10 protein-coding genes and 1 pseudogene are annotated in these 15,530 nt (G+C 71.2%); 3 read left to right on the top strand and 8 right to left on the bottom strand.

Annotation, left to right across the window (positions count from 1 at the left end):
- Positions 1-72 precede the first annotated feature (72 nt).
- The 4 genes and pseudogenes from M4I32_RS15220 to M4I32_RS09770 all read right to left on the bottom strand — a co-directional run bounded on the left by M4I32_RS15220 (position 73) and on the right by M4I32_RS09770 (position 3,838).
- Positions 73-1,322 (bottom strand): annotated as a pseudogene (locus M4I32_RS15220) (MFS transporter).
- 19 nt (positions 1,323-1,341) lie between these two features.
- Positions 1,342-1,659, bottom strand: a complete 318-nt coding sequence (locus tag M4I32_RS09780) for a thiamine-binding protein (RefSeq protein ID WP_319034298.1) — start codon at positions 1,657-1,659, stop codon at positions 1,342-1,344.
- Between the two features lie 44 nt (positions 1,660-1,703).
- On the bottom strand, positions 1,704-2,933 hold the full coding sequence (locus tag M4I32_RS09775; protein WP_319034297.1) for a glycosyltransferase 87 family protein: 1,230 nt from the start codon (positions 2,931-2,933) through the stop codon (positions 1,704-1,706).
- 17 nt (positions 2,934-2,950) lie between these two features.
- Positions 2,951-3,838, bottom strand: a complete 888-nt coding sequence (locus M4I32_RS09770) for an ADP/ATP-dependent (S)-NAD(P)H-hydrate dehydratase (protein ID WP_319034296.1) — start codon at positions 3,836-3,838, stop codon at positions 2,951-2,953.
- 30 nt (positions 3,839-3,868) lie between these two features.
- On the opposite strand from M4I32_RS09770, the gene M4I32_RS09765 reads away from it, so the two are divergent.
- Complete coding sequence (locus tag M4I32_RS09765; protein ID WP_319034295.1) at positions 3,869-4,939, top strand: NADH:flavin oxidoreductase/NADH oxidase; 1,071 nt, start codon at positions 3,869-3,871, stop codon at positions 4,937-4,939.
- A 16-nt stretch (positions 4,940-4,955) separates the two neighbouring features.
- On the opposite strand, the gene M4I32_RS09760 is transcribed toward M4I32_RS09765, so the two are convergent.
- A complete protein-coding gene (locus M4I32_RS09760) occupies positions 4,956-6,002 on the bottom strand; it encodes a hemolysin family protein (RefSeq protein ID WP_319034294.1) in 1,047 nt (348 codons plus the stop codon).
- A complete protein-coding gene (locus M4I32_RS09755) occupies positions 5,999-7,375 on the bottom strand; it encodes a hemolysin family protein (RefSeq protein ID WP_319034293.1) in 1,377 nt (458 codons plus the stop codon). The genes M4I32_RS09760 and M4I32_RS09755 overlap by 4 nt, the downstream gene beginning before the upstream one ends.
- A gap of 319 nt (positions 7,376-7,694) precedes the next feature.
- Between M4I32_RS09755 and M4I32_RS09750 the strand changes: the two genes are divergently transcribed.
- On the top strand, positions 7,695-8,654 hold the full coding sequence (locus tag M4I32_RS09750; RefSeq protein ID WP_319034292.1) for a hypothetical protein: 960 nt from the start codon (positions 7,695-7,697) through the stop codon (positions 8,652-8,654).
- Positions 8,655-8,785: 131 nt separating this feature from the next.
- Here M4I32_RS09750 and M4I32_RS09745 read toward each other — a convergent pair whose 3' ends face one another.
- Complete coding sequence (locus M4I32_RS09745) at positions 8,786-10,240, bottom strand: GuaB1 family IMP dehydrogenase-related protein (RefSeq protein WP_319034291.1); 1,455 nt, start codon at positions 10,238-10,240, stop codon at positions 8,786-8,788.
- A gap of 175 nt (positions 10,241-10,415) precedes the next feature.
- Here M4I32_RS09745 and M4I32_RS09740 point away from each other — a divergent pair, with 175 nt between their 5' ends.
- On the top strand, positions 10,416-14,180 hold the full coding sequence (locus M4I32_RS09740) for a multifunctional oxoglutarate decarboxylase/oxoglutarate dehydrogenase thiamine pyrophosphate-binding subunit/dihydrolipoyllysine-residue succinyltransferase subunit (protein WP_319034290.1): 3,765 nt from the start codon (positions 10,416-10,418) through the stop codon (positions 14,178-14,180).
- Between the two features lie 24 nt (positions 14,181-14,204).
- Here the strand turns inward: M4I32_RS09740 and M4I32_RS09735 are convergent, their stop codons facing one another.
- Entirely contained in the window at positions 14,205-15,509 is a 1,305-nt protein-coding gene (locus M4I32_RS09735) for a GNAT family N-acetyltransferase (RefSeq protein WP_319034289.1), read from the bottom strand.
- Positions 15,510-15,530 lie beyond the last annotated feature (21 nt).

The following is a 15,530-nucleotide window of genomic DNA, read 5'->3' as shown; positions in this document are numbered from 1 at the left end:
CGATCTCATCCGCTCGCACGCCGCGACGTTAACAGCTCCCACGACCATTAACAAGAACCTAACCAAGTACTACTAGGGGGTGCGGGTCGGCCCCGTCGCGACGGGCTGCGGGGCGGATGCCGGGGGCCGCGCGCCTTCGAGGTCGGCCGGCGACGCCGTTCGCCGCTCGGTCCCGAAGCTGAGGGCCGCGAGCCCCACCCCCGCGAGCGCCAGTGCCACCCCGACCCACGCCGGCATCGTGAATCCCCAGCCGAGCGTGATGACCACGCCGCCGAGGAACGCGCCCAGGCTGTTGCCGATGTTCAGCGCGGAGTGGTTCAGCGCCGCCGCGATCGACTGGTTCTCACCGGCGACATCCATCAGCCGCGTCTGGATGGCGGGGCTGGTGACCGCCGATGCGGCGCCCACCGCGAAGATGAACACGACGAGCGGCACCAGCCAGGCCGACGTCAGCGCGAGCAGCGTCTGGGCGACGGCGAGCGCCAGAAGCGCCCCGATGAGGGTGCGCGGCAGGTTGCCGTCGGCGAGACGGCCGCCGAGCAGATTGCCGATCGTCATGCCCAGCCCCATCACGACGAGCACGAGGGGGACGGCCCACTGGGGCCCCCGGCGACCTCGGTGACCAGCGGCGCCACGTAGCTGTAGACCGCGAAGAAACCCCCGAACCCGATCGCCCCGATCGCGAGGGCGATCCAGACCTGGCCGACGCGGAACACCCCGAGCTCGGCGCGGAACGTGCGGCCGGCATCCCCCGGGTGCGGCGGCACGAACAGCGCGAGCATCACCGTGGCGGCCACGAAGATCACGGCGACGACACCGAAGGCGGCCCGCCAGCCGGCGAGCTGGCCGAGCAGGGTGCCGAGCGGCACGCCCACGACGTTGGCCACCGTGAGCCCGGTGAGCACGAAGGCGACGCCCTGGGCGCGCCGGCGCGGACCGAGCACGTCCGCCGCGATGAGCGCGCCCATCCCGAAGAACGCCCCGTGCGGCAGCCCCGCGAGAAAACGCGAGACCGCGACGAGCTCGAACGTGGGCGCGATCACCGTCAGGAGCGAGAAGACGGCCAGGGCGGCGGCGAGCGCCACGATGACCCGGTTGCGGGGAAAGCGCGCGACAAGGCCGGAGATGGTGGGAGCGCCGACGACGACACCGAGCGCGTACAGGCTGATCAGCCAGCCGGCCGACGCGATCGCGTCGTCGGATGACGCCTGCCAGAGGGCCGGCTGCAGATCGCGCGCGATCTCGGGCAGCAGGCCCATGACGACGAATTCGGTCATGCCGATGCCGAAGCTGCCGACGGCGAGGGAGAGGAGCGCCCACATCGCCGCCCCCCGAGTGTGGTTATCGGGGGTCACTCCCGGAGTCTATCGCGGACTCGAGGCGGTCGATCTTGCCGTCGAGCTCGCCGGAGTACCCGGGCCGGATGTCGGCCTTGAGCACGAGCGAGACGCGGGACCCGAACGGCATGACCGCGTCGGTGGCCCGGCGGACGACGTCGAACACCTCGTCCCAGTCCCCCTCGATCTCGGTGAACATCGATGTGGTGCGATGCGGCAGCCCCGATTCGCGCACGACGCGAACCGCGGCGGCGACCGCGTCGTGTACGGAGCCGTCGGCGCTGCCGGTGCCGGTGGGTGCGACGGAGAAGGCGATGAGCATGGGGTTCCTCCCGGTTGTGGTGTGCGTGGTGGTGGACTGTGGCGTCACGCGACGACCCGTGCCGGCTGCCGTGGACGTGGACCGGGCGCGGGCATCCGGACGAGCGCGGCGAGAACGACGACGAGCAGCGCGAGCGACGCCGCATTGCGGGCCGTCAGCAGCGCCGTCCCGACGGGATCGGCGGAGAGCAGCAGACCGTACGTGAGGGGATAGACCGCCTGGGTCAGCCCCGCGACGACGAGCGCCAGCACGGCGGGCACGCGGGCACGCCGTCGATCGAGCACCAGCCACAGCACAAGCGGCGCGATCAGCCATGTCTGGAACTGGGGCGAGCCGACCTTGTTGAACACGATCAGCACGAGCACGACGGCCAGCATCAGCGGGGGCAGCAGCCGCACCAGCGGGGCGCCCCGTACCGCCTTCAGCGCCCCGAGTCCGAGCACGGCGACGGCCGCTGCCGCCAGCGCGGGCGTCATCGCCGCGATCAGCGGATCCACCTCTGGCCCGGCCACCTGAAAGGTGAGGATCTCGGGGTCGTAGAAGATGAACGATCCCTCGATCCCCGCCACCGCGCGCCAGAGGTACCACGTGGCGACGGGTGCCTCGAGCTGGATGCCGCGCCCCGTCTGGGTGCCGATGAACCCCGCGAGGTGGGCGCCCCCGCCGACGACGAACACCGCGGCGGCGACGAGCGCGCTGACCGCGAGCGCGACGGCGAGCACGGTCGCGCGTCGGCGCACGGCGACGATCGCCGCCGCAACGAGCGCCGCGGGCCAGACCTTGATCCACGCCCCGACGCTCAGCAGCAGCGCCGCTGCGGCGGGACGGTGCACGAGCAGGAGCAGCCCGAGCACGGCGAGAGCCACGGTGATCGCGTCGATGCGGTACATGCCCACCGGCCCCAGCAGCAGGGCGAAGCCGAGCCAGAACCATGCCGCGCGCACCCGGCCCCGCGAGCGCGCCGCCCCCACGAGCACGCCGAACGCGACGGCATCCAGGGCTGTCACGAGCAGCGCCCAGCCGAGCACGTACCCCCCGGGGCCCGCCAGCAGCTGGGCGGCCAGCATCGGCACGATCGCCAGCTGCGGGTAGACGAAGGGGTAGGCGATGCCGGGCACCGCGCCCTGCAGCGCACCGGCCGCCCACGGCTCGTAGACCAGGTAGACGTCGCCCATCGGCTGATTCGGCAGCACGAAGCCGAGCACCGCGACGAGCACGTGCACGACCGCGAACGCGCTCCACAGCAGCGCCCGCGAGCCGGCCGTGTCGCGCACGGCGGCAACGGCGCCGCTCAGGATGCCGCTCCCGCTGCCAGGGCACCGAGCACCCCGGGCACGGCATCCGCCACCTCGAGAGCCGTGAGGGGATGCCCCCCGCGCCCGGACGCTGCCTCGACACCGGCGGCCTGTCGTCCCGCCGCACCGTGCACGAAGGCGGCGGTCGCAGCGAGAGGGCCGAGCATCTCGCGATCGGCCGCGATCTCGTCAGCGTGCGCGGCGAGGATCGCGCCGAGCACACCCCCCAGCACGTCGCCGGTTCCCGCCGTGGCCAGCCACGGCGTGCCGGCCCGCACCGCCGCGCTCCATCCGCCGGGCGTCGCGACGACCGTGCGCGCGCCCTTGCGCAGCACGGTGGCGTTCAGCACCCGCGCGGTCTCGGCGACTGCGGCATCGTCGGCGGCATCGGCCGCGGCGCCGGCTGCGTCATCGTGCGCGGATTCGTCGAGGCCGACCTGGCGGCGGAGGCGTGCGAACTCGCCCGCATGGGGTGTCAGCACGAGGGGCGCGGATGCCCCCGACGCCAGGTCGAGCGCACCGGCGTCGACGACCACCGGTGCCACGCCGCCCAGCAGGCGCCGCAGCGCCTGCTCCTCATCCGCCTCGCGACTCTCCGCCGAGGTGCCCGAGCCGATCACCCACGCCTGCACCCGCCCGCCGACGAGCACCGTCTCGGGGCGTCGCTGCAGCACGAGCGAGCCGACGAGGTCGGGACCGACGTAGCGCACCATCCCGGCGCCCGCGCGCCACGCGGCGCAGACGCCCAGCACCGCCGCTCCCGCAAACTGCCGTGAGCCCGTCCGCACCCCGACGACGCCGCGGGAATACTTGTCATCGGCATCCGTTGGCATCTTCACGTATGCGGCCGCGGCCGCGGCATCCCATTCCCGAGGGGCGATCATCCCCTCACGTTACCGGCGACGAGGAGTCCCGTGAGCCTGCTTTTCGAGCCACTGACCGTGCGAGCGACGACGATGCGCAACCGGCTCTGGGTATCGCCGATGTGCATGTACAGCGCCGAGGACGGGATGCCGGGCGACTGGCATCACGTGCACCTGGCGCAGTTCGCCGCGGGCGGTGCGGGGCTGGTCGTCGCCGAGGCGACGGCGGTCGCGCCGGAGGGCCGGATCTCCCCCCGCGACACCGGCCTGTGGAACGACGCCCAGCGCGACCGGTGGGCGACGATCGTCGCCGCGGTCCACGCCCGCGGCGCCGCCGCAGGCATCCAGCTCGCGCACGCCGGGCGCAAGGCATCCACGTGGTGGCCGTTCTCCGGCCGACGCGGCAGCGTGGCCGTCGCCGAGGGCGGCTGGCAGACCGCGGCGCCGTCGGCGATCGCGTACGAGGGGTACGCCGAGCCCGTCGCCCTCGACGAGGACGGCATCGAGCGCGTCGTCGAGGGGTTCCGCGCCGCGGCGCTCCGAGCCGTCGAGGCCGGTTTCGACGTGCTCGAGGTGCACGCCGCGCACGGGTACCTGCTGCACGAGTTCCTCTCGCCGTTGTCGAACAGGCGCGAGGACTCCTACGGCGGCTCGCTGGAGAACCGGGCACGCCTGCTGCTGCGGGTCGTCACCGCCGTGCGCGAGGCCGCAGGTGCGGGCACCGCCGTTCTCGTGCGGTTCTCGGCCACCGATGCGGTCCCCGACGGCTGGGACGAGCGTGACACCGCCGTCGTCGCGGGATGGGCCGCCGAGGCGGGAGCCGACATGTTCGACATCTCGAGCGGGGGTCTCGTCGCGCACCAGCGGATCGTGCCGGGACCCGGCTATCAGGTGCCGCTCGCGGCGCACGTGCGGCGCGAGAGCGGGCATCCGGTGGCGGCCGTCGGCGAGATCTGCGACGGCATCCACGCCGAAGAGGTGCTGCGCGCGGGGCACGCCGACGCGATCTTCGCCGGACGGGAGTGGCTGCGCGACCCGCACTTCGGGCTGCGCGTCGCCGAGCAGCTGGGCTCGGCCGCGAGCCTCTGGCCCCCGCAGTACGAGCGCGCGCGTCCGGCCTGAGCACCCGGGCGCACGATCACATCCGGCGGGTGGCGTCCTGCACCTCTCCCACCAGTTCCTCGATGATGTCCTCGAGGAACAGCACGCCCGTCGTGGCACCCGAGCGATCCCGTACCCGACCGAGGTGGCGTCCGGATCGGCGCATCGTGGCGAGCGCGTCCTCGAGGTCCGTGTTCTCCGACACGGGGACCATGTGGTGGATGCGCTTGGCGGGCAGCGGCCGGTCGATGCGCTCGTCCGTGGCGTCCGCCGAGCGCAGGATGTCCTTCAGATGCACGTAGCCGATCGGCTCCCCGTCGGCATCCACGATGACGTATCGCGAGAAGCCGTGGACCGCCACGGCCCGTTCGATCTCGGCCGGCGTCGTCGTCTCGGGAAAGGCGACGAGCTGGCCCAGGGGCACGGCGATGTCGCGCGCCTTCTTGTCGGTGAACTCGACGGCCGCGGCGACGGCGCCCGCCCGGTCGTCGAGCACGCCCTCCATCGTCGACTGGTTCACGATCGTCGCGACCTCGTCGAGCGTGAACGTGGAGGCCGCCTCGTTCTTCGGCTCCACGCGGAACAGCCGCAGCACCCCGTTCGCGATCCAGTTGAGGGTCGCGATGACGGGGTGGAACACCTTCGACACCCACACCAGCGGCGGCGCGAGCATGAGCACCGCGCGGTCGGGCAGCGAGAACGCCAGGTTCTTCGGGATCATCTCGCCGAAGACCACGTGCAGGTACGACACGATCAGCAGCGCGACGACGAACGCCGTCACGTCGACCGCGGCGGGTGCCAGCCCCGTCCAGCCGAAGGGGATCTCGAGAAGATGGTGGATCGCCGGCTCGGAGACGTTCAGGATCAGCAGCGAGCACACGGTGATGCCCAGCTGCGACGTCGCGAGCATCAGCGTCGCGTGCTCCATCGCGTAGAGCGCGGTCTTCGCCGCGCGCGAGCCCTTCTCCGCCAGAGGCTCGATCTGCGACCGGCGCGCCGAGATGACGGCGAATTCGGCGCCGACGAAAAAGGCGTTCGCCACGAGCAGGACGACCAGCCAGACGATTCCGGCCCAATCGCTCATCGCGCACCCCCTTCACGGTCGGCGCGAACCCTCACCAGGCGCTGCGGTCCCGTCTCGCTCGAGGGCTCCCCCGCATCCGTCTCCGGATCCGGGATGAAGCGCACCCGGTCGACACGACGTCCGTCCATGCGCAGCACCGACAGCTTTCCGCCCTCCACCTCGACCTCGTCGCCGACCGCGGGGATGCGCTCGACGACACTCATGATCAGGCCGCCGACGGTGTCGTAGACGTCCCCTTCGGGCAGCCGGATGCCGGTGCGGTCGAGCACCTCGTCCGGTCGCCAGTTTCCGGGGAAGGAGACCGAGTCCTTGCCCCGCACGAGGCCCGCCCGGCTGCGGTCGTGCTCGTCCGCCACCTCGCCCACGATCTCCTCGACGAGGTCCTCCAGCGTCACGACGCCCGCGGTTCCGCCGTACTCGTCGACCACGATCGCGAGCTGGTATCCCCGTGCGCGGAGCTCGGAGATCAGCGCATCCAGGTGCACCGTCTCGGGTACGCGCAACGGCTCGGTGGCGAGCGCGGCCGCGGGCACGTCCGCGCGCCGCTCCCGCGGAACGCTGACGGCCGCCTTCAGATGCACGACGCCGATGATGTCGTCGAGGGATTCGCCGAAGACGGGAAAGCGGCTGTGTCCGGTGCGCCGTGCGAGCTGGATGACGTCGTCGGCGGAGTCATCGCGCGCGATGCAGTGCATCTTGGGACGCGGCGTCATCACGTCGTCGGCGGTGTGGCGGGCGAACAGCAGGGTGCGGTTCAGCAGCGACGCGGTGTCCTGCTCCAGCACCCCTGCGCTGGCGGAGCGCCGCACGAGCGACGAGAGCTCCTCTGCGGTCCGGGCACCCGAGAGCTCTTCTTTGGGCTCGATGCCGATGGCGCGCAGCACGGCGTTGGCAGACCCGTTGAGACCGGCGATGGCGGGGCGGAACACCATCGTGAACGCGACCTGGAAGGGCATCACGAGCTTGGCGGTCTGGCGCGGCAGCGCGAGTGCGAAGTTCTTGGGGACGAGCTCCCCGATGATCATCGAGAGCATCGTCGCCACGGTGATCGAGACGAAGACGGCCAGGGGCGAGGCCACCGCCTCGGGGATGCGCAGGTCGGCGAGCACCGGTCGCAGCAGGTTCGACAGGGCCGGCTCCATCGTGTAGCCGGTGAGCAGGGTCGTCAGGGTGATGCCCAGCTGCGCGCTCGACAGGTGCGTCGACGTGATCCGCAGCGCGGCGATCGTGATCGCCAGACGCGACTCGCCGCGCTCCCGGCGTGCCTCGAGTTCGGCGCGGTCGAGGTTGACCAGCGCGAACTCGCTGGCGACGAACAGGCCGGTGCCGACGATGAGCAGGAGCCCCACGCCCAGCATGATGTAGTCGAACATCACTTCTCACCCCCGGTGCAGGAGGAGGGACGGTGGGGCGAGGGTCTGCAACTGGGAGGGTCGTCCATTGTAGGGAGAAGTCTAGCGCGATCCCCCTCCTCTCCTCCTCTCCTCCCCCTCTCGTTGCGGCGGCACTTTTCGGCCGGGGCGGCAGGAATAACCGGCGCCGCCGCCGAAAAGTGCCGCCCCAACGGGGACGATCGCGCGCGTCGGGGTCGCCCGGCACCACCGGCCCTCCACAGGGGCGGCCGGCTCCCGGCTTCGCACACACAGGCACATCGGACGTCGCGGCCGGTTTCGGGCCGACGAGGATGCCTGCATGCATCGACCGCCTTCTGCCCCCACGGACGTCATCCGGCGCCGCGAGCTCGTCGACCCGTTGAACGATCGTCTGGTGCGCGCGCAGCTCGCGGCCGGTGCCGTAGCGCGCATCGCACCGGGCTCCTACGTCGAGGCGCGGCGGTGGGAGGAGCTCGACCCGCTCGCCCGGCACCTCGTGCGTGTCATCGAGGCCACGGCGAGACTGGGCGCCGGCATCCTGCTCTCGCATTTCGCCGCCGCCGCGTATTGGGACCTGCAGATCCTGGGGGCGTGGCCGGACGTCGTCGACGTCTCGGTGGCGCGCACGACGGGCGGCAGATCATCGGGAGTCGTCCGGCGCCACACGCGCGACCTCACCCGAGTGGATGCCGTGCCCTGGGGCCGCCACTTCGTGACCACGCCGGCGCAGACGGCCATCGACCTGGCGCGCATCCTGCCCTTCGCCCACGGTGTGGCCGTCGCCGACCAGGTGCTCTGGGCCAGGAGGCCGGGCGGGGCGCTCGCCGACTCCGCAGAGCTGGCCGCCATCGCAGCGCGACTGCGGGGGCCGGGCGCGGCGCGGGCCAGGCGCGTCGCCGCCTTCGCATGCGGGGGCGCCGACTCGGTGCGGGAGTCGCAGAGCCGGGTGCTGATCGATCTGCTCGGTTTCGCCGAGCCCGAGCTGCAGCGCCCCTTCCGCCTGGACAACGGGCGCATGGCCTACAGCGACTTCTACTTTGAGGGTGTCGACCACATCGGTGAGTTCGATGGCCTCGGCAAGTACATCGACCCGGCCTTGCTGCGCAGCCGGACACCCGAGCAGGTGGTGCTCGCGGAGAAGGACCGCGAGGACCGGCTGCGGCGTCAGGTGCGGGGCCTGTCGCGCTGGGGCACGCGCGAACTGGACCGCCCGTCGCTGCTGTGGGACATCCTCACTCGCGCCGGGGTGCCCTCTCGCCGTCCACGCCCCGGCCGCTGACCCGGCACCGAGCGAGCGCGGGCGCCGGGGCCTCCTCTCGATTGGGGCTGCAGGAATCGGCGTCGGCTGCGGAGATTCGTGCCGCCCGCGCCGGAAAGTGCCGCCGCAACCGACAGACGACGCGCGGGCGCTCACCAGCTGACGGGCAGCGCCTTGCCCTCGTCGTACCCGGCCGCGGACTGCAGGCCGACCCGCGCCCGCTCGTGGAAGGCGGGCACGCTCGCCGCCCCCGCGTAGGTGAAGGAGGACCGCACACCCGAGGTGATCATGTCGAGCAGGTCCTCGATGCCCGGTCGATGCGGATCCAGGTAGATCCTCGACGACGAGATCCCCTCGGCGAACAGCTCCTTGCGGGCGAGCTCGTACGGATCGAGCCTCCCGAAGCGCGCGTGCACAGCCTTGGTCGAGGCCATCCCCCACGATTCCTTGTAGGCCCGGCCATCGGCATCCAGCAGAAGATCGCCGGGTGCCTCGATCGTGCCCGCGAACCACGACCCCACCATGACGGATGCCGCGCCCGCAGCCAGCGCCAGCGCCACATCGCGGGGGTATCGCACGCCGCCGTCGGCCCAGACGTGGGCCCCCATGAGGCGCGCGGCCTCAGCGGACTCGAGCACCGCGGAGAACTGGGGGCGGCCGACCGCCGTCATCATCCGCGTCGTGCACATCGCTCCGGGCCCCACCCCCACCTTGACGATGGAGGCGCCGGATGTGACGAGATCGTGCACCCCCTCGGCCGTGACGACGTTGCCGGCGGCGATGGGGACCGACAGGCCCAGCTCGGCGACCTCCTGCAGCGCGCGCAGCATCCCCTCCTGGTGACCGTGGGCGGTGTCGACGACGATGACGTCGACACCCGCCGCGACGAGCGCCTTCGCCTTCGCCGCGACGTCGCCGTTGATCCCCACCGCCGCGGCGACCGCCAGCCGGCCCGCGCCGTCCACGGCGGGGCGGTACAGCGTCTGGCGCAGCGCCCCGCGGCGGCTCACGGTGCCGGCGAGCCGCCCGTGCTCGACGACGCACATGACGTCGACGCCGGCGGCCGTGAGCACGTCGAATGCCGAACGCGCGTCGGTCAGGTCCTCGGCCTCGATCGAGGGGGTGTCCCGCCGCGCCAGGTCGCCGAGCCGGGCGTCGGCGAGGGCCGTCGCCAGCCGGGATGCCGGGACGATGCCGCGCACGTCGGCGGCGGCGACGCGTTCACCGGGTTCGGCGACGACGATGCCGTGCCCCTCGGCCGGCGGCAGCAGCCGCAGGGCGTCGGCGACCGTGGCCTCGGGCGGCAGCACCAGAGCGGCATCCCACCCCACGGGCTGGCGTTTGATCCAGCGGATGGCGGCATCCATCTCCTGCAACGGCATGTCCTGCGGAAGCACGCCCAGGCCGCCTCGCCGAGCGAGGGTCGCCGCAAGGCGCGCCCCCGTCACCGAGTTCATGTTCGCCGAGACGAGCGGCAGGGTCGCGGGCGTTCCGTCGCGCGGCGAGAGGTCCACCTGCAGCCGACTCGGCACGTCGGAGCGCCGCGGCACGAGGAACACGTCCGAGTACGTCAGGTCGACCTGGGGACGCTCACCGGAGAACTCCATCGACCCACGCTATCCGCTTCACCATTGGTTGTGCAGGACCGGCGGCTGGACACCCGTCGCAGAGGGCGCGCCCGGCCTGTGGGCGGCTCCGACTGGGATACCCTTGATACCGGCGCGCGCGGCGTCAGCGCGGCGCGCGGAACCACACTTCATCGATGAAAGAGGGCGATCCAGCGTGTCGAGCCAGGTGACGGGCGTCGGGACTTCGAACGAAGGTGAGTTCGGGGCCAACGAATGGCTCGTCGACGAACTCTACGAGCAGTTCAAGGCGGACAAGAACGCCGTCGACAAGGCATGGTGGCCGATTCTCGAGGCCTACCACCCCGTCGACGTGTCGGATGACGCTCAGGATGCCGCACCCGCGGCGCCTGCGCCGGAGCAGAAGGCGCCGGCTCCCCCGGCGGCTGCGCCGTCGAAGGCCGAGCCCGTCGACACCGCCGGCAACGGGGCCAAGGCGCATGCGAAGAACGACGCACGTCCGGCGACCGCGCCCGTGCCTGTCGCGCGGACCACGGCGAAGCCCGCCGCGCCCCAGCCGATCCCGGCCGAGGCGCCGGAGAACTCCGCCGCCGCCTCCGAAGATGCCGTCGAAGAGGACGCGGTCACGGTACTCAAGGGCATGCCCAAGGCACTCGCGGCGAACATGGACGAGTCGCTCACCGTGCCGACGGCCACCAGCGTGCGCACGATCCCGGCCAAGCTGATGATCGACAACCGCATCGTCATCAACAACCACATGGCGCGCACCCGGGGCGGCAAGATCAGCTTCACCCACCTGATCGGGTGGGCCATCATCCAGAGCCTCAAGGCGTTCCCGAGCCAGAACGTGTTCTACGCCGAGATGGACGGCAAGCCCGCCGTCGTCTCGCCCGCCCACGTGAACCTCGGCATCGCGATCGATCTTCCCCGCCCCGACGGCACCCGCAGTCTGCTGGTGCCGAGCATCAAGCGCGCCGACACGATGACCTTCGGCGAGTACCTCGCCGCGTACGAGGACCTCGTCAGCCGCGCCCGCAAGAACAAGCTCACCGCCGCGGACTTCCAGGGCACGACGATCTCGCTCACCAACCCGGGCGGCATCGGAACCGTGCACTCGGTGCCCCGCCTGATGAAGGGCCAGGGCTGCATCGTCGGCGCCGGTGCGCTGGAGTATCCCGCCGAGTTCCAGGGCTCGAGCGAGAAGACCCTCGTCGAGCTCGGAATCGGCAAGACGATCACGCTCACGAGCACGTACGACCACCGGGTGATCCAGGGGGCCGGTTCGGGCGAGTTCCTGAAGACGATCCACGAGATGCTCGCCGGCAAGCGCCGCTTCTACGAGGACATCTTCGCCGCGCTGCGCATCCCGTACGCCCCCATCCACTGGGCCAACGACATCAACGTCGACATCGCCGAGCGCGTCGACAAGACCGCACGTGTGCAGGAGCTGATCAACGCCTACCGCGTGCGCGGACACCTGATGGCCGACATCGATCCGCTCGAGTACGTGCAGCGCGAGCACCACGACCTCGAGATCGAGAGCCACGGCCTGACGTTCTGGGACCTCGACCGCGAGTTCGTCACGGGCGGCTTCGGTGGCCGGCGGCTGATGAAGCTGCGCGACATCCTCGGCGTGCTGCGCGACTCGTACTGCCGCACCATCGGCCTCGAGTACATGCACATCCAGGACCCGGAACAGCGTCGCTGGTTCCAGCAGCAGGTCGAGATGGCGTATTCGAAGCCCGGCCACGACGAGCAGCTGCGCATCCTCGAGAAGCTCAACCAGGCCGAGGCGTTCGAGACGTTCCTGCAGACGAAGTACGTCGGGCAGAAGCGGTTCAGCCTCGAGGGCGGTGAGTCCCTCATCCCCCTCCTCGACGAGATCCTGCGCGGGGCGGCCGAGGCCGGCCTCGACGGCGCCGCCATCGGTATGGCCCATCGCGGGCGTCTGAACGTGCTGACCAACATCGCCGGCAAGACCTACGGGCAGGTGTTCCGCGAATTCGAGGGAACCAGCCTGCCCGGCAACAAGCGCGGCTCGGGCGATGTGAAATACCACCTCGGAACCGAGGGCACCTTCAAGGGCGACGGCTCGGAGCTGCCGGTCTATCTCGCGGCGAACCCGTCCCACCTCGAGACAGTCGACGGTGTGCTCGAAGGCATCGTGCGGGCCAAGCAGGACCGCCATGACATCGGCTCGTTCTCGTGGCTTCCGATCCTCGTGCACGGCGACGCCGCGTTCGCGGGCCAGGGCGTCGTCGTCGAGACGCTGCAGATGTCGCAGCTGCGCGGATACCGCACGGGCGGCACCATCCACGTGGTGGTCAACAACCAGGTCGGCTTCACGACCCTGCCGCAGGACGCGCGCAGCTCGCACTACGCCACGGATGTCGCGAAGTCGATCCAGGCGCCGATCTTCCATGTCAACGGCGACGACCCGGAGGCCGTCGTCCGCGTCTCGGAGCTCGCGTTCGCCTACCGCGAGAAGTTCCACCGCGACGTCGTCATCGACCTCATCTGCTACCGCCGCCGGGGCCACAACGAGGGCGATGACCCCTCGATGACCCAGCCGCTGATGACGAACCTGATCGAGGCGAAGCGGTCGGTGCGCCGCCTGTACACCGAGGCCCTGGTCGGTCGCGGCGACATCACCGAGGAGGAGTACGAAGAGGCCAAGCGCGACTTCCAGGACCGCCTCGAGGTCGCCTTCGCCGAGACGCACGCCGCCGAGACCGGCGCGCACGACGTCACGGGCATCAAGGACGACGACGTCGAGGACACCCCGGGCGAGCCTCTCGCTTCGACCGGAGTGTCACAGGATGTCGTTGCGATGATCGGCGACGCGTTCGTGAACAAGCCCGAGGGCTTCACGGTGCACAACAAGCTGCAGCAGCTGCTCGAGAAGCGCCACGACATGAGCCGCAAGGGCGCCATCGACTGGGCCTTCGGGGAGCTGCTGGCGTTCGGTTCGCTGCTGCTCGAGGGCACGAACGTGCGCCTCGCCGGCCAGGACTCGCGCCGGGGCACCTTCGTGCAGCGGCATTCGGTGGTGCACGATCGCGCCAACGGGCAGGAGTGGCTGCCGCTGACCAATCTGAGCGAGCGTCAGGGCCGATTCTGGGTCTACGACTCCCTGCTGAGCGAGTATGCGGCGATGGGATTCGAGTACGGCTACTCGGTGGAACGCGCCGATGCGCTCGTGCTGTGGGAGGCGCAGTTCGGCGACTTCGGCAACGGAGCCCAATCGATCATCGACGAGTTCATCTCGTCCGCCGATCAGAAGTGGGGTCAGCAGTCGAGCGTCGTGCTGCTGCTGCCGCACGGCTATGAGGGCCAGGGTCCCGACCACTCGTCGGCGCGCATCGAGCGGTACCTGCAGATGTGCGCGCAAGACAACATGACGGTGGCGCGCCCCTCGACCCCCGCATCGTACTTCCACCTGCTGCGTCGGCAGGCCTATCAGCGCCCGCGCCGTCCGCTGGTGGTGTTCACGCCGAAGGCGATGCTCCGCCTGCGAGGCGCGACGAGCAGCGTCGAGGACTTCACGACCGGGTCCTTCGAACCCGTCCTCGACGACACGCGCGAGCTCGACCCGAAGGGTGTGAAGAAGGTTCTGCTTCACGCGGGAAAGCTGCACTGGGACCTGAAGGGCGAACTCGACAAGCGACCGGACGAATCGATCGCCCTCGTGCGTCTCGAGCAGTACTACCCCGCCCCGGTCGAGCAGCTGCGAGCCGTGCTTGACCGGTACCCGAACGCGACCCTGTACTGGGTGCAGGACGAGCCCGAGAACCAGGGAGCCTGGCCGTTCATCGCCCTCGAGGTCGTCAAGCACCTGGACGGACGCACGATCCGCCGCATCTCGCGCACCGAGGCCGCGTCGCCGGCGACAGGTTCGCCCAAGGTGCACGCGGCCGAGCATGCCGAACTGCTGCGTGAGGCGCTCGCCCCCGTCGATTGACCGGCGGGGCGGGCGCCCCCGGCGTCAGTACCAGATGGCGAGGTAGGGCACGTCGGGTGCCACGAAGGCGGCGTCGATCATGCTCGCCACGTGGCGCTCCGCGTGCAGGCGTCCGGCATCGCGCAGGGTCGCCGCCCGGACGCCGCCGAGCACGAGCGAGCTGAGGGACGACACGGGCAGCACGACGTCGGGCTCCGCGGCGGTGGCGGTCACCTCGGCATGCCCGGCGGCGTCGGTCTCGAGACGCCACCGACCGGCGGCGAAGCCGAACTCGTCGGACACCTCGATGACGACCGCGACGGGCGCGGCGTACGCCCGGGCGGTCAGCACGGCCGGCACGTCGAGCACCCGCAGCCACTCGTGGTCGAGGGTGGTCACCGTGGCCGCGCGCTGGTCGGCGATCATCCAGCGCACGGGCTCGTCGATGGCCCACAGCGGCGCCTCCACGCGCGAGACCAGATCGTGCTCGAGGACGAAGCGCCAGAGCGTTGCGTAGGCGGCCCGAGTCGCGGTGATCATGCAGATCAGCTCCAGGGTGTGCCGGCTGTAGTCCCGGGAGTCCTCCACCAGGCGGTAGAGGGCCACTCCCTCGGTGACGCCGTCGGCGTTCGCGCTGCGAACCGCCCGGATCTTCTGGCCGCCCTCCGCCCCACCGGCGGTTCCGGTGAGCTCGCGCCAGCGCCCCGGCCAGGCATCGATCTGTCCAGGGTGGTGCAGCCGCACCCGCTCGTGCAGCGCGGCGAGCTCGTCCGCGGCACGAGGGCGATCCACGAAATCGAGTCTTCCCGTGGTCGCCGGCCCCGCCCACCGCACGCGGTGGACGTCGATCGACCAGTGCGTGGCGAAGGCCGCGGGCGCGAAACCGAATCGACCGTAGATCGTCGCCTCGGTCGCCGTCAGGCCCGCGAGAGGCAGACCGGCACTGACGGCCGCGCGAAGCTCGCCCTCGAGCATGGCACGGGCGATGCCCCGGCGGCGATGCGTGGCCGCGACGGTGACGCCGCTGATCGCCCACATCGGCGTGGTGCGCCGTCCGGGGAGCGAGAGCTGCGCCACCCAGGAATCGATCGTGCCGACGGGCGAGTCCGGCGCGGCGGATGCCGGGTCGTACACTCCCGTGAGGCGGCGGTAGGCGACGGCATCCACGAATTCCCGCGTGCGTTCCGGTGATTGCTCCGCCTCAAGGAAACCCCGCGCCTCCGACTGCGCGAAGGCAGCGAAGACGCGTACATCGGATGTGTCGATCGCGCGGTACTCCAAGCCGCGCTCGGCCAGCGTCTGGGTGGACGTGGGGTCCAGCGGGTGGTGCTTCGCCTCGTTGGTGGACATGCCCCCACGTTATCCGGCGGC

Origin of the sequence: Microbacterium sp. LRZ72 (assembly GCF_033792225.1) — a bacterium.
Classification (GTDB): domain Bacteria; phylum Actinomycetota; class Actinomycetes; order Actinomycetales; family Microbacteriaceae; genus Microbacterium.
This window is presented reverse-complemented; position numbering and strand designations above follow the sequence as displayed.